The 15,386-nt window shown below is 42.6% G+C and carries 13 protein-coding genes; 8 read left to right on the forward strand and 5 right to left on the reverse strand.

All coding sequences use genetic code 11. The features are described 5' to 3' along the window. Positions 1-349: 349 nt before the first annotated feature. Positions 350-973 carry a DUF1796 family putative cysteine peptidase gene (locus ABWW58_RS06760; RefSeq protein WP_353868404.1) on the reverse strand — a complete coding sequence of 208 codons (624 nt, stop codon included), beginning with the start codon at positions 971-973 and terminating at the stop codon, positions 350-352. Between the two features lie 143 nt (positions 974-1,116). After that, the gene (locus tag ABWW58_RS06765; RefSeq protein WP_353868405.1) at positions 1,117-2,334 is read right to left on the reverse strand and encodes a glycosyltransferase family 4 protein; all 1,218 of its coding nucleotides are present in this window, start codon (positions 2,332-2,334) and stop codon (positions 1,117-1,119) included. Between the two features lie 368 nt (positions 2,335-2,702). Here ABWW58_RS06765 and ABWW58_RS06770 point away from each other — a divergent pair, with 368 nt between their 5' ends. Then, positions 2,703-3,689, forward strand: coding sequence for a polysaccharide biosynthesis protein (locus ABWW58_RS06770; protein WP_353868406.1), 987 nt, complete (start codon positions 2,703-2,705; stop codon positions 3,687-3,689). Positions 3,690-3,870: 181 nt separating this feature from the next. Here the strand turns inward: ABWW58_RS06770 and ABWW58_RS06775 are convergent, their stop codons facing one another. Together ABWW58_RS06775 and ABWW58_RS06780 are read right to left on the reverse strand one after the other, a co-directional pair. Continuing rightward, positions 3,871-4,890: a Rossmann-fold NAD(P)-binding domain-containing protein gene (locus ABWW58_RS06775; protein ID WP_353868407.1), complete on the reverse strand. Its 1,020-nt coding sequence runs from the start codon at positions 4,888-4,890 to the stop codon at positions 3,871-3,873. Positions 4,891-5,181: 291 nt separating this feature from the next. After that, positions 5,182-5,541 (reverse strand): DUF4183 domain-containing protein, encoded by a 360-nt coding sequence (locus tag ABWW58_RS06780; protein ID WP_353868408.1) that lies wholly within the window; start codon positions 5,539-5,541, stop codon positions 5,182-5,184. Positions 5,542-5,863: 322 nt separating this feature from the next. Here ABWW58_RS06780 and ABWW58_RS06785 point away from each other — a divergent pair, with 322 nt between their 5' ends. Together ABWW58_RS06785 and ABWW58_RS06790 are read left to right on the forward strand one after the other, a co-directional pair. Continuing rightward, the gene (locus tag ABWW58_RS06785) at positions 5,864-6,250 is read left to right on the forward strand and encodes a DUF4183 domain-containing protein (protein WP_353868409.1); all 387 of its coding nucleotides are present in this window, start codon (positions 5,864-5,866) and stop codon (positions 6,248-6,250) included. Between the two features lie 531 nt (positions 6,251-6,781). Further along, positions 6,782-7,807: an NAD(P)-dependent oxidoreductase gene (locus tag ABWW58_RS06790; protein ID WP_353868410.1), complete on the forward strand. Its 1,026-nt coding sequence runs from the start codon at positions 6,782-6,784 to the stop codon at positions 7,805-7,807. A 393-nt stretch (positions 7,808-8,200) separates the two neighbouring features. Here the strand turns inward: ABWW58_RS06790 and ABWW58_RS06795 are convergent, their stop codons facing one another. After that, complete coding sequence (locus ABWW58_RS06795) at positions 8,201-8,755, reverse strand: GbsR/MarR family transcriptional regulator (protein WP_353868675.1); 555 nt, start codon at positions 8,753-8,755, stop codon at positions 8,201-8,203. 275 nt (positions 8,756-9,030) lie between these two features. Here ABWW58_RS06795 and ABWW58_RS06800 point away from each other — a divergent pair, with 275 nt between their 5' ends. The 5 genes from ABWW58_RS06800 to ABWW58_RS06820 all read left to right on the forward strand — a co-directional run bounded on the left by ABWW58_RS06800 (position 9,031) and on the right by ABWW58_RS06820 (position 15,331). Then, complete coding sequence (locus ABWW58_RS06800) at positions 9,031-10,236, forward strand: quaternary amine ABC transporter ATP-binding protein (RefSeq protein ID WP_353868411.1); 1,206 nt, start codon at positions 9,031-9,033, stop codon at positions 10,234-10,236. Further along, positions 10,233-11,081: an ABC transporter permease gene (locus ABWW58_RS06805; protein ID WP_445783416.1), complete on the forward strand. Its 849-nt coding sequence runs from the start codon at positions 10,233-10,235 to the stop codon at positions 11,079-11,081. The genes ABWW58_RS06800 and ABWW58_RS06805 overlap by 4 nt, the downstream gene beginning before the upstream one ends. Before the next feature lies 1 nt (position 11,082). Then, complete coding sequence (locus ABWW58_RS06810; RefSeq protein ID WP_353868412.1) at positions 11,083-11,967, forward strand: glycine betaine ABC transporter substrate-binding protein; 885 nt, start codon at positions 11,083-11,085, stop codon at positions 11,965-11,967. A gap of 1,054 nt (positions 11,968-13,021) precedes the next feature. Next, positions 13,022-13,975 (forward strand): ketopantoate reductase family protein, encoded by a 954-nt coding sequence (locus tag ABWW58_RS06815; protein WP_353868413.1) that lies wholly within the window; start codon positions 13,022-13,024, stop codon positions 13,973-13,975. Positions 13,976-14,137: 162 nt separating this feature from the next. Beyond that, positions 14,138-15,331, forward strand: a complete 1,194-nt coding sequence (locus tag ABWW58_RS06820) for a phosphopentomutase (protein WP_353868414.1) — start codon at positions 14,138-14,140, stop codon at positions 15,329-15,331. Positions 15,332-15,386: the final 55 nt, after the last annotated feature.

Here is a 15,386-nt window from a genome sequence, read left to right on the forward strand (position 1 = left end):
GGATGATATATTGTTACTGTATTGTGCAGTCAATATATTGTGTAGGCATGTTTCTTTCTTTTTGACAAAAAAATATTTTAATTGTCTATTTTTTGGGGTTTGGCTCTGAAAGAAGTAATGATTGCGTCCATTTATCTCATTGCTTTCGACCATTTCCCCGGCGCGTTGCACCCGTAGACGGTCGCCCCCTGTGTGTCGCAAACTGTTGAAAAAATTCCGCTTCTCCGAGTATCAGAAAGGCCCAATCAAGCACATTTTTTGCGAACAAAAAAACAACGCCAAAGTGGTATGCTTAATCGGCAGCTTTAGCGTTGTACGGATTGAGGGGGATTGAACCGCTAACTGCAGCTTATCTAATATGAACCCCTTTTAGGACTTGGGCCCAAAGCGCGTTATTTCCTTCCCATCTTTCACCATTAGGGAACTCCAGTGAAAGGACATTTTCCAGCGGCCAGTTTTTGACAACGATCCCGGCAACGTTTGTATGGTTGATCACAAGAATGCGGAAGTCGCCCTTAACCAGTTCAGATAAGGTATCTTCCAATGCTAAAATTTCATCAAATGTCCCCTCGGTTCGAACAAAAAGAATCCGTTTGCTTGTTTCACATTTGGTTAAGAATCGCTTAATTCGACGATCGAATTTTGCTTTTACTTCCGGATAGGTTGCCAAATAGGCTAAGCTATTTCTTTCTGCATCGAAGTCATGATTTGACATAATATTATACTGCTCATCAGCGACTAGTAAATTTTGTGCAGTGGCATAGCCTCTGATTGACAGATGTGACGCGTCCATAAACCCTTCAAACCTATTTTTAAGCAAGCGATTGACATCATTAAGAGAGGGCGATCCCATCCAGTCGATAACGCCGGCAAATGGCCGCAGATTGAGCCTTCTTAATTGAATACTGGCTAAGCATAAGTCTCCTAAACTGAAAATCGCATCATAGGTTCCATTGATCGTTTTAAAACTCATGGTGCACCTCTTCTTCCTTTTTATATGGATTTTTTTCTTCGCTTGTTCAATTTCCCGCACCTTTCGAAATTGATGGATTTTAAAGAGGGTTCTTGAAAACCAATGCGATAGTTTGTATTTAATGATAAACAGAGTAGTCCATTTCATTGTTTAATCCGGTCCTCCTTGCACTTAACCTGTTCATAGACACGCACTAAATTTTGTACAGCACATTTTTGAGACCAATGACTGCGCCCCCATTTGCTTGCATTGGTTCCTAGTTTTTCTCTGAGTCGGTCGTTGTCTAACAGAAGATCAAGCGTTTTAAATAGCGCCCGAGGATCATGCTCAGGCACAATAATTCCGGTGACGCCATCGTCAACCATTTCGGGCAGTCCGCCTGAACGGCTCACTACAACTGCTTTTCCGGCAAGCTGGGCTTCGATGACGGATAGGGGCTGGTTGTCAAGAAGGCTGGGTGAAACATGGATATCGGCCTGAGAGAGCAGATAGGGAACATCTTGTCGGGTTCCGAAAAAGATGACATCGTTGATTAATCCCAGCTTTTTTGCTTGTGCCGTTAATTGCTTGCTCATATCGCCATCGCCAACGATCCAACAGACCCAATCATTCTCTGCTCTTTGCTGTTTCAGTCGACCCAGTGCGCTCAGCAGAAAGTCAACACCCTTTAACATAACCAGTCTGCCCGTATAAATAATTACTTTTTTCTTGGTTCTTAAGGATGTTTTTGTATTTAACTGTTTTACGAAATGAGTGCAATTATAACCGTAATGGTGTACTTGAATTTGTTCTGCAGGGACATCAAATTCATGGATTAAGACGTTCTTCAGCCAGTGGTTCGCAACGATCGTTATGTCGGCACAGGTTGCGCCAAAGTGCTCCAGATTTTTAAAATACTCTTTTGCTGTGGATGTCGAAGAAGACTGGTGGGGCGCTTCGAGCTCGTAGAACGTTTTGAGTGCGACGGATCCATGCAATGTTGCAACGAGCGGCACATGCTTCGGCTTGATACGGCTCATGGCGGCCGTTGACAACACATCTTGTGTGTGGATGAGATCATAGTCGCTTAATCCAAAAGATGCTGCTGCCGCTTCATAAAAATTCATATGACGTTCGGTTTGTGCAACGCGTTCGTTTGCGTTGTTTTGTTGATGATCCGTTCTGCTTTTTGCCGGATGCAGCGCATCAATAGATATTTTTTTCTTTTTGTTAACGAGATGAATATAGGCTTTGTCTTCGCCATACCCCAATAAGTCAACGTTATGCCCCATTTTCTCCAAGCTTTCCTTTAATTGAACCATGTAGTTCCAAACCCCACCGACATGTGGAATCACCCAAAAGGTGGCAAGCAGTATCTTCAAAAGTCAATCATCCCGCTTTCGCTATATGACATAATGTATTGTTCCATCCCGTGTTTGGTTTGGATGGATGACCTAGAGATCGAAATATCTCCTCTGTTACTCTGTAAAAATAGCATCAGCGGGCGAGTCTCATTTGTCTTCAATACACCTGCATTTATTCCTATTTCGCTTTAAATTAAATAGACTGCCTATGACAATGAAACTAGGATTGCATAGGTTATAAGAGTCGGCGCTTGATCAGCCAAGTAGTTCGATACACCACATGCTCATAGAGAAGCAACTAAACATTTTTCCTTACAAAAATAAAAAAAACCGAACGGCGACGGATGATATTAATAGCGTAATGTTGAATATAGGAGGCATAGGACGTGTTGAACAATCAGACCATCCTTGTAACGGGTGGAACGGGATCGTGGGGCTATGAGTTAGTAAAGCAACTATTAGATAAAGGACCAAAGGAAATTAGGATTTTTTCACGCAATGAAAACAATCAATTCATTATGAAACAAGTATTCGATGGAGAATCCCGATTGCGTTTTATTATAGGCGATATACGAGAAAAGGACGCGCTTATTGAAGCTTGCCGAGGAGTGGATTATATCTTTCACCTGGCAGCATTAAAGCATGTCCCTGTTTGTGAAGAGCAACCGCTTGATGCGTTAAAAACAAATGTGATCGGTACGCAGCATGTCATTGATGCAGCGATTCATTGCGGCGTGAGAAAAGTGGTGTATATCTCAACAGACAAGGCTTCAGATCCACTAAATTTTTACGGGTTTTCAAAAGCAATGGGCGAGCGGTTAATTATTCATGCAAATACATTGACAGGGCAAACGAAATTTGTCTGTGTCCGTGGCGGAAACGTATTAGGAACAAACGGGAGTGTCATCCATGTCTTTAAAAGCCAGATGGAACAAAGAAATAAGATTGGCATTACCGATCCTCAAATGACGCGCTTTTTCATGTCTGTGCAAGACGCAATTAAGCTTGTTTTGAAGGCCACTTATGAAAGCGTTGGCGGAGAAACCTTTGTCATGAAAATGCCTTCCTGTAAAATTAGTGATCTGGCACAGGTGCTGATTGACGCTTCAGGGAGAACAAAGATAACGATTGAGACACTTGGTGTTCGTCCGGGAGAAAAAATTCATGAGCTGCTGCTTTCTTTAAATGAAAGTAGGAAAACCATTGTTTACAGCGATCAGTATTATGTGATTCTTCCAACCCTCCCGATTGAGGGTGTGGAAGAACACTACGCAAGCTATCCCGCGGCAAAAATTGCAGAATACAGTTCCAAAGAGGGGTTAATGAGTAAACAAGAGATCAAAGCGATGTTAGAGAAAGACGGATTCATATAATAAACGTGTTGCCCGCTGATAATGGAAGGACAAACGAGTTACCGATCTCGTCAACGACCATAAAAGTGCAGGGAGAACTATGCTCCCTGCACTTTTAATTGTGTTAAAGACCCAGTTTATTTGTCTCATGAAATGGGAAATGGCTGGTGCCGGATGACTAATGAAAAAGCTGAAAAATTCTTTACTTTTGATGACCTTTTAAATGGTTTAAGAGTTCGACTACTCTTCGCTTTTCATCGTTAGAATAATCGAGTTCACGTTTCACTCCGCCTAATCCGTCCGCAACGCCGACAACTTGAGTGGGCTTTATCACTTGATCAACAATAACATCACCGTTATTGCCGATAACTCCCCCGGATACTAGATCATATCCTTTACTCGGATCCTTTATGCGGCCCATTACTTTTGAAAAAAATAACTCGACTTCATCGCTGAGAAGAAGCAGATTATATAAAAAAGCAATTCGGACATCTAGTCGGTAACACGTGATACCTTTTTCCAGAGCCCCTTGAATGAATGCCGATTTAAAATTATTTATTCCGCCATCAATCACTAATGAATGCTCATTTAATAGTGACAAATAGTCCTCACCAATAATTTCTTCGGCAGACAAAAAAGATAGAATGATCGTATACTTCTCATTAGGTTTTTTAATTGCTTGGATTTTGGGAGAAAATTTAGGGATAATTAAATTTAATGAGTCGGCAATTTTAACGGACTTTTGATAGTTTCTACTATGCAAATACACGTTTGCTTGGCGCTCAGCCAGCCTTAAGGCTATTTTTGTACTTAAATTTCCGGAACCAATAACCAGCACGGATTTATTTTCCAATGTGTCTTGATAGTGATGCCGTATAAGCAGATCACAGGACTCTATCGTTGCATCGTTCGGTTTGCAGGTAATAACTTTAGATAGTTTTATGATTTGTCTTGCTTCACGAATAAGAGACAAGCCCTGCTTCTCTTCAATATCAATTAATATATAGTCGACCCGACCATCTAAGGCGGATAGGCAAGTGCGTGCTTGTTCTACTTCTGTTACCAAAAAGCTTATCGCCGTAAAGCCCATTGCGGATCTTCTTGGCAATGTACGTAATCCATTTGATTTTCTAGCCGTTGTACTAATAATTCCTACTGATTTGTTTTTTATGCCCTTTAGATAATCTAATTCTCTCTGGATAAGTTGACCGTTGTCCGTCATGTAGATAAATCATCCCCATTGTGATCTTTTTTACTAGGATCCATGTTGTGAAAAGATGTGTTTTTCAAGCGCAGAGCTATTAAGGATATAATAAAATAGATAGTTGTATCCTATTCAAGATATGGGCTTTTTGTGACGCTCATGAACACCTTTTCGTGTATGTATTTGGTTTTCATGCAGAAAGGGTGGAATGAAAAGTGTGTATGATTTTCTTTATCTCGAAGGTGATCGAAAAGAAACACCATTCGCAAAAAAGTATGGAATCTGGAGCCTAATCCACTGGGTTTTATGTTAACGAATCGACAGCATCTGCAGAATAATAGGGGTACCTTTAATGGGGATGTCTTCAGTATGGATCACCAACTGTCCGTTAATTACGTCATAACTCTGTTTGGATTGTAAAATGCCATTAATGAACAAATTCATGTAAGACACTTCATCAGGGTTTAAAATAATGTTTGTGCCATGTCCATGCAGTGCGTCAACGGATGTGTAAACTCTTTTTTGTCCGTCGGATAATGTATAAAATGTGAGCGCATCCACCTGTTGCGGATGGATAAAAAGCCGTTTCGGACCGCATTGTGCTTTCGGGAGTGACAGAAACGGCTGAGGAATGAATGATGCCTTTTTTGAAGAAAACATATTTTCCATCTTTATTTTCCCCCCCTCGTATTAAAGTATATGAACCGCGTCGGATAAAGTGAGTACCATTTGACATTCAGACGAAGAGGTAAAAGCTGAGCGGGTGGCGTTAGCGGATACTGGCCACAAAACGCTGTCTTATTTGTTGCATGAACTGTGTTTTCTTTGGGTTATTTTCTTATCTTTTCGCTTAATTGGCTTTCGTGGATAGCCCTTTTCCTCCTCAAGCATATGGTGTAATAAATCGGTAAGTATGAGGGATTAGGCAGATTCAGTTATGCGACAACTTCTCAAGGTTAGCTGATATCTATCGATCAAAGGGGGAAATAAGATGGGTCTTAAAATCATTAAGCCCGTTTTTGAGGCGAAAAGCAGCATCAAGGTAGCACCATCGGTTACTCGTTTTTTCTATGAACTGGAGCAAGTGATACCCGAGGAAACCGTAGTGAAAATTGATACGACTAAGTTCTTTGATGACGAGGGCGCGCCTGTTGAATCGTTTCCGGCATTAGAGCTTGATAATAGTTATCTCAATGTTTATATTAATGGTGTTGTTCAAATGGCGGACAATTTTGCGTATACAGCTGGTGAGAACGGAGTTGGAAATCTATTAATTACAGTGCCCGAAGGATCGGATATTGCCAAAGGAACACCGATCATCATAGAAGTCATTAACTTTGATCCAATTATAAATACATCTTCTTTTGAAAAGGAATAATTAAATAAGCACGTATTTGCTGAAGTTATTCATGGAACCAACACCGTGAATAACTTTTTTCATGGGTAAGAAAGTATACACAAGAGGTTTGTTGAATCCAAATTATCTAATCACTGGGCTTATTGAATGAAAAAAAGGACGAATTTGGGGCGGGTTTTTCAATTGCCTTAGGAAACATTTTTTCATTTATTTTCATACAGCAATCCGAATGACGGCGCTGTTTTCAAAGGCCGTAACAGGAGAAGCAGGCACTCAAAAGTTCATCATTCACAAAAAGATCACTTTTTTTGCACATTAGCAGATTGTCGCTAACAGAGTGTGGTGTTATAATTTTATGTGAAAAAAGATTCCCTAATCATTCACACTTTTGTGTCTAAACGAAGACGCGTTGAATAAATTGTGAAGAGAAAGAGAAAACTTTTTTTGTATATTGTGAAACGAATCACGAATAAATTAAGCTGTTCCGGTTACATCCCCGATGTTCAGAAATATCGGGTGTAGAATAAACTTTCTTTAGGAGGATGTTTGAGCATGGCTTTTAAAATCATTGCGTACGGTGTAGAACCTTACGAAGAACATTTGTACAGTGAATTGAACAAATACGGTTACGAATTGACTTTGGTTAATGATTTGTTGACTGCCGACAATGGCGATCTCGCACAAGGTCACGACGGCGTGCTGCTTTTCGTTAACTGTCTTGCAGACCGCGCAAACCTCGAAAAATTCAGCGAATACGGTATTAAATACGTATTTACGCGTACTGCCGGATTCAACCATATCGACCTGCAAGCAGCTTCCGATCTCGGATTGAAGGTGGCCCGCGTTCCTGCTTACTCACCGAACGCGATTGCGGAACTGGCTGTTTATCTTGGTACAGCACTCCTTCGTCACACAGTTTATACGACTGCCCGCACTTCTAAATTGAACTTCAAGGTAACAGAAACGAACTTCAGCCACGAAGTTCATAAAATTACTGTTGGTATCGTCGGAACCGGCCATATCGGCTGTGTCGAAGCAGAGCTGTATAAAGGTCTTGGCGCGAAATTGCTCGGCTATGATATCTTCCAAAGCGACTTCGCCAAGAAATTGGTTGAATTCAAGGAATTGGATGAACTGCTTGCTGAATCTGATATCGTCAGCCTGCACCTTCCATACTTCCCTGGCAAAAATGAAAACTTTGTTGGTGAAGACTTCATCAGCAAAATGAAAGACGGCGCAATTCTGATCAACACTGCTCGCGGCGAAATCGTTGACGAAGCTGCTGTTGTTAAAGGAATCAAGAGCGGCAAGCTCGAAGGTTTCGGCGCCGACGTATTGACTGACGAAGCACGCTTCTTCGGCAAAGACTTCTCCGACGGCACTGAATTCCCGGATGCTACGATCAAAGAATTGATCGAATTGTATCCTAAGGTATTGATCACGCCGCACGTTGCTGCGATGACCGATGTAGCCGTTTCAAACATGATTTCAACAAGCTACGACAACTTCAATGCCGCAGTCAATGGCGAAAGCCTCGGCCGCGCTGAAGTTGAACTTCCTCAGCCAGCTGCAAAATAAATAATAGAGTCTGTTCAAAAAGGAGGACAAAAAGAGCCGAGAAGATCCTCATTACCTTTTTCCCGGACTTTTTGAACACCTTCTAAATAGTCAGTCTTGAATAAATATAAAAAGCAGTTCCGTTGTCAAAAGCGGAGCTGCTTTTTTGGTGCGTCGCAAGGATGACAGCTATACGGTGGAATGAATAGTAATACGTTCGAATGAACAGACTAAACACGCGTTGTCTCAGAAACAACGGAGGTATGCGTACTGCCGCAGCCTCAGATAGTATACCCAGTAGGGCAAATTAAAGAAAAGTACACCTGCATACCACTGTATTCGCGGATGTAGGTGCACGGCATTGGTTTTGTTTGAATTAGATTGTGTTGAGGACGAACATCGCTCAGAGTTAAATTATTGGTCATCGTTCGCTTTTTTCTTAATTATTTCAAAAAGTTCATCACTTTCAAGAAAATCAAACAGACGATTTAACCATTCGTAATAATTCAAGATATATTGGTATTTATCAATATCTGTCTGGATCAGCTGTTTTTCGGATTCAGTGAGATCCTGATTTTTCATTAAATCGTTTAGTTCTTTAAGCGATTGACGTACAGCTTTAGCGTTCAATGAGGTGACTTTGCGCCACTGATTTGAGAAGAAATCGGTAAAAATCTGATACCAATCTTCTTGAGCTTCATAAAGATCTTTTCGAACCCCTTTTTTCCAAACACGTTCAACCATATTCAATTCAGTAAGTGTACGAACTGAGGTGCTCATACTTGTCTTGCTCATCCTCAATTCTTCCTTCATATCATCCAAGGTCATGGGAGCGCCATTAAAAAATAATGTGCCGTAAAGACGACCGATTGATGGTGAAACACCGTATAGGTACATATTTTGAGAAACGGATTCAATGACTCTTTCCCTTATATTTTCAACGATTTCTGCATGATCCAACCTATTCACCAACTTAAAAGAAAATTTCACTATACTACATTGTAAACGTTGATTAGTGCTCTGAAAAGAACGAAATGCAACGGAATAACAACAATCTCATTTCGCTTGGAAATGCCAATACATTATACAGTATACATTGTATTATCTGATTGTACAGTTTGAACTGTATAAATAATTATGCTACGATTAATACAGTGCTATACGCATCGTGTTTGAGAAACGCCATGGGACCTTTTATAAATAGCGGGTGCTTGATAAAGTCCAGAAAAAAACGAGGTGTTTAAATGAAAAAAATTGAAGTGAAACAAGCGATGAAAATTTTCGGCAAAAATCCGCAACGCGGTTTAGATCTCTTGAAAAAGGGACTTTCAAAAAAAGCGATCAAAGAAAAGACAGACTTAAATGTGGGCGTTGCCGATGCGAGTTTCTCAGTTGAATCAGGTGAAATCTTTGTGATTATGGGTCTATCCGGCAGTGGAAAATCTACATTGGTTCGGCTTCTTAATCGGTTAATTGAACCGACATCCGGGCGTATTTTTATTGATGGTGAGGATATCACTCGAATGAACGCGGAAGGCTTGAGGCAGGTTCGTCGTAAAAAAATCAGCATGGTTTTTCAGGGCTTTGCGCTTTTTCCACATCGAACCATTCTTGAAAATACGCTTTTCGGTCTGGAAATTCAAGGCGTGGATAAAAGTGAGCGAACAAAACGTGCCTATCAATCGTTGGCACTTGTCGGACTTAAGGGATACGAAGCCAGTTTTCCAAATCAATTATCTGGTGGTATGCAGCAACGCGTTGGCCTTGCGCGTGCATTGGCCAGTGATACAGATATACTGCTCATGGATGAGGCCTTTAGCGCGCTTGATCCTTTGATCCGCAAAGAAATGCAGGATCAGTTGTTGGACCTGCAAAATGAGATGCAAAAAACCATTGTATTTATCACGCACGACTTAGATGAAGCGTTGCGTATTGGTGATCACATCGCTTTGATGAAAGATGGGCGCATCGTTCAAATTGGCACTCCTGAAGAGATTCTCATGAATCCGGCAAACGATTATGTCGAACATTTTGTCGAGGATGTTGATCTGTCCAAAGTCATCACAGCGGGAAACATCATGAGCCGCGCCGATGCGATGCTGATTGATCGCGGCGCACGTGTTGCTCTGCAGCTAATGAATGACAACGGAATATCAAGTATTTTTGCTGTGGATCGCAATCAAAAGTTTCTTGGTGTTGTGGACGCTGATGACGCAGCGGAAGCGGTAGAAACAGGAACACGCGCACGCGATATCGTATGCAAGGTAAATCCGGTTGGGTTGGACACGCATCTTGCTGATCTATTTGAAGACATCTCAAAGTCGTCCCTTCCATTAGCAGTTGTTGATGAACAAGGCAAGCTGCGCGGACTTGTGCGGCGCGGTGCGATTATCAATGCGCTTGCGGGCAATAAACCGTTAATTAATGATGAGAAGGTGAAAAACTCTTGACTACTACCCCATTACCGAAAATACCTATTGGTCATTGGGCTGATTTGCTCATTCAATTTATTACACGTTACTGCGATACGTTTTTCGGCTATATCGCGACAGGTATCCAAAGCTTTGTAGACAGTCTGGTTTGGCTATTTACGTTCATGACGCCGGTCGTTTTTATTTTGATTTTTGTCGGAATTGCGTTTTGGCGCAGGGGAATCGGTGTTGCTCTTTTTACATTAGTCGGACTCATTCTTATTTATGATTTAGGCTATTGGGTGCATGCGATGCAGACCTTCGCGCTTGTGCTGACCTCGGTTGTCCTTTCGATTATCATTGGTCTTCCGCTCGGTATTTGGGCAGGAATCAATACAACCTTTCATCGCGTGGTCACGCCGATTCTCGATTTTATGCAGACCATGCCGTCGTTTGTTTATCTTATCCCCGCCATTTTCTTATTTGGAACAGGAATGCCTCCGGGTGTTGTGGCGACGATTGTCTTTGCTATGCCGCCGACAATCCGTATGACTGGATTAGGTATTCGCCAAGTGCCGCCTGATTTAATTGAGGCTTCTAATGCATTTGGATCAACGATTTGGCAAAAGCTTTTTAAAGTGCAGATTCCAATGGCTGCGCCGACGATAATGGCAGGTGTGAATCAAAGTATCATGCTTTCCCTCTCCATGGTCGTCGTGGCGTCCCTTGTCGGCGCACCTGGACTCGGTGCCGATGTTTATCTTGCCGTGACATCGCTGCGCATAGATATCGGTGTTGAAGCGGGTCTTGCAATTGTGATTCTTGCGATCATGCTGGATCGATTATCACAAAATACTCGAAATAAGAAAAAGGGAGAATTATAATTTGAAAAACGTAAAAGTAACTGTCATTAGTGTTTTTTTGCTCGTTGCATTAGTCCTGACCGGATGTCAGAATCAGAGTTCAGGAAGTGCCGATTCTTTTGGCAATCAAGTGGATCATAAAATAATCGGTATCGATCCAGGCGCAGGGGAAATGAAGTTGACAGATCAAGTAGTTAAAGATTATGAACTGAGCAATTGGACCGTGCAGTCAGGATCTGAAGCGACAATGACTGCCTCTCTCGAAAAAGCAATCAAAAAGAAACAACCGATTGTAGTCACCGGATGGACGCCGCACTGGATGTTTCAAAAATATGACTTAAAGTATTTAAAGGATCCGAAGGGCATTTACGGTAAATCGGAGGAGATCCATACAATCATCCACAAGGGCTTTGATAAGAAAGATCCGAATGCGGTAAAAGTGCTCGATCAATTTTCATGGGCGCCGGATGATATGAGTAAAGTAATGCTCGATATTCAAAAAGGTACGGATGCTGATAAAGCTGCGCGCAAGTGGGTTAAAGAAAATCAGAAAAAGGTCGATGAATGGACTCAAGGCGCGAAGAAAGTCAGTGGAAAGAAAATTAAACTGGGCTATGTTGCTTGGGCTTCTGAAATTGCCAGTACGAATGTTGTAACTGCTGTTCTTGAAGATTTGGGTTATACCGTGACGATGGAACAGCTCGGTGCTGGTCAGATGTGGGCCGGCGTTGCAAAGGGCAGTGATGATGCAATTGTTGCCGCGTGGCTGCCGACGACACACGCGGACTACATGAAACAGTTTAAGAGTCAAGTCACAGACCTAGGTCCGAATTTAAAAGGAACGAAGTTGGGTCTGGTTGTTCCCTCTTATGTATCCATTGATTCCATTAACGATTTAAAAGACTAAGCGACTGAAATGCAGCCGGCTTATAAAAAGGTTCGTGAACGGTTTAGGCCGTGATCGGACCTTTTTCTTTTTTTTACAAGAGTAAAGAAACATCCATGACCCGTTTGAGGGGCGCGGGACATCTGAGGGACCGGCACCAGCGAGCCAGGGGAGACCCCGCAGATAAGAGCATGTATGAGGAGGCTCCCGGATCGCCTGCGGCAAGCGAGCAGCTGAAGTGTCGTTCAAGTTCAAGGTTGATGGATCAAAGCCGCGTGCAGAATGATAGCCAAGGAACAGGCTGTGCCCGGTTTTTCTAACAGGTTTAGAAAGTTTATCATTTTGCCTTGTTGGTACGACGATATGGTCATAAGATTTGGTTGGGCGATCAGGGAAGTGCCTAATCTGATAAATAAGCGGAAAAATTCCGCTTAATTAGGAAATGCATGAAAAAATCGCTTAAATAGACGGAGAAATTCCGCTTATCGCATCGAAAAACGTGAAAATAGAGGGTTTTTCCGTACATAAGCGGAAAAATTACCCTTATTTACCTGTAAAACAAGCGCCATGATGCAAATAGCCGGAAAATCTCCGCTTATTTTATTCCGGCCACGTTACTTAATCAAGGATCAAAATGATTCGTGAACTAGAACTGTTTGTTCAAGACAAGCTTGATGATTCAAAACCGCATTTAGCGAAAGACATCACATCCTGCGGAAGTAAGGACCGGGCTTTGCCTGTTTTTTTTACACAAATATTCTCAAAATTCTATTGACATCAATAATTTGAAAGTGTAAACTGACAGCACTCACTAAAAACTGTCTTCAGAGAAGGTATACTAATGTTTCGTTCCAGAGCGTATGAAGTAGTCGTCATTTTGATTAGCTAGGACTCCGGTACATCAGTCGTTCAATTGACCGCATGTGCCTCGAGTCCTCTTCGCTCTGAACGGGACTTGGGTAAGCCCCATTCAGAAACTTCTGGATGGGGCTTTTCGTATCGGTGAGCAAATAAGCAAGGTAGTAGAAGAAGCACAGAAGACAAAAAAGATGCACAGAAAAAGGAGACGAGAAGGATGAAGATTGTTGTTATTGGTGCAGGAGCGATGGGGTTAAGGTATGGTGTTCTTTTACAGGAAGCAGGGAATGATGTTCATTTTGTAGACACATGGGAACCAAACGTTGAAGAAATTAAGAAAAACGGTGGGGTGCACGTTTGGCGCGACGGAAAAGACGAACGGTTCGTCGAAGTCAGTGTCAGCTACCCTGAAGACTACCATGAAGCGCCGGAACTCGCGATTGTGTTTGTTAAAGACATGCACACTGTTGAAACAATGGAAAGGTGTAAGCATTTCATTGGCGAGAACACGTATGTGATGACAAACCAGAACGGCTTTGGCGGCGCGGAATACATTGCGCAGTTTGTGCCTCGCGAGCGTATTATCGCAGGTACGGCGATGATCGCGACTGTCATGAAGGGACCGGGCAAAGTTGATTTCATCGGCAAGCGCGGCGGCGGTCATGCGCATATCGTTCGTGTAGCGGGTGAACCCAATGACTTTATTTATAAAGTCGCCGATGAAATGGAAAAAGCGCTTATGCACCCAACTGTTCAGAAGGATTATATGAGTACGGTTTGGACGAAACTCGTGTTCAATTCCGTTGTAAATACGCTCTGCACGCTCATGAATATGAAAATGGGTCAGTTCGCTGCTTATAAGAACGCCAAGGAAATGTCGCGCAAGCTGATTTATGAAGCCTATGAAGCAATTGACGCAGAAGGATTCAAGCTGGAAGTAGGTCGCGATGAACTTGTCGATGAGGTCATGTACGTATCCGAAGTAAGCAATCCTCTTCACTACCCTTCCATGCATCAGGACATGAGTACGAACCGTCCAACAGAAGTTGATTATATCAACGGCGCGATTGTTCGCCTTGCTGAAAAGAACGGCCTTCAAGCGCCCTATCATTCCATGTTGGTTGATCTCGTGCACCTCAAAGAAGAATCAAGAAAGTATAACGAAAAATAAACAAGAGCTATTGGCTCTTTAAATGAATAGGTAGACCAGAGAAAACTTCGGAATGTGGTCAATGTTCCGGAGTTTTTTGCGGCTTCTTATCGGTTGAGGTAAAATAGACTATAGATTTCGTTCGTGAAAAGACAAGATTGCTCATGTTTATAGGAGGATAAGATGACTAAAAAATTTAAGCGTATTCATATTATCGTACTCGATTCTGTAGGCATCGGTGAAGCCTCGGATGCCGCAAAGTACGGCGATGAGGGCTGCGATACATTAGGACATACAGCAGAGGCGATGAACGGTTTGAGCGTCCCGAATTTAGCCAAGTTAGGGTTATCAAATATTCGTCCTGAAAAGCCAATTCAAGGCGTATCGGTGCAGGAACAACCGCTCGCCTATTTTACCAAAATGCATGAAGTATCCGCAGGAAAGGACAGCATGGACGGGCACTGGGAGATGATGGGTCTGCCCGTGCTCACACCGCTGCGCACCTTTCCAAATGGATTCCCGGATGAGCTGATTCATAAAATAGAGACATTCAGTGGTCGAAAGGTGATCTGGAACAAACCGGCCAGCGGTACGGAGATCCTCAAAAAACTTGGCGAGCGCCAGATGAAGACAGGCGAGCTGATTCTCTATACATCTGGAGATTCGGTGCTTCAGATTGCTGCCCATGAAGCTGTTATACCATTAGAAGAACTCTATAAAATTTGCGAATACGCACGTGAGTTGACCATTGAAGAGCCCTATCATCTTGGCCGCGTGATTGCTCGCCCATATATCGGCGACAACGCAGATAACTTCGAGCGCACGGCTAACCGTCGCGATCTGACATTAGTTCCGCCAGAAAAGACTGTTCTCAATTTGTTGCAAGATGCGGGAATCGACACGTTTGCTATCGGCAAAATTAATGATATTTTTAGTGGGCAGGGAATTAAGGAAGGTTGGCATACGGTCAGCAACGAGGATGGTATGGAACGGTTGATCTCAATTCTGGATCGGGATTTCCATGGCCTCAGCTTCACAAACCTTGTTGATTTCGATGCCAAATACGGTCATCGCAGGGAACCGGTACTCTTCGGCAAGGCGCTCGAAGCATTCGACAAGCAGTTGGGTCAGGTTCTGCCAAAGCTCAAAGATGATGATTTACTCATTATTACTGCTGACCATGGCAACGACCCGGGATTCAGAGGAACAGATCATACACGTGAATTTGTTCCGCTGCTCGTGTATTCACCGACATTTGCGGCGGGAAAAGCGCTACCTGTTCGCAAGACCTTTGCGGACCTTGGAGCGACGATTGCTGAGAACTTCACTGTGGAACAGCCAAAGACGGGCGAAAGCTTTCTACACAAATTAGCTTGAAAAAGAGATTGGCGGAATTGAGTAATAAATAAATTGGCTGCGTTACGTTTTTCTT

The organism is Sporolactobacillus caesalpiniae (assembly GCF_040513385.1).
In the GTDB taxonomy this organism is placed as follows: domain Bacteria; phylum Bacillota; class Bacilli; order Bacillales; family Sporolactobacillaceae; genus Sporolactobacillus.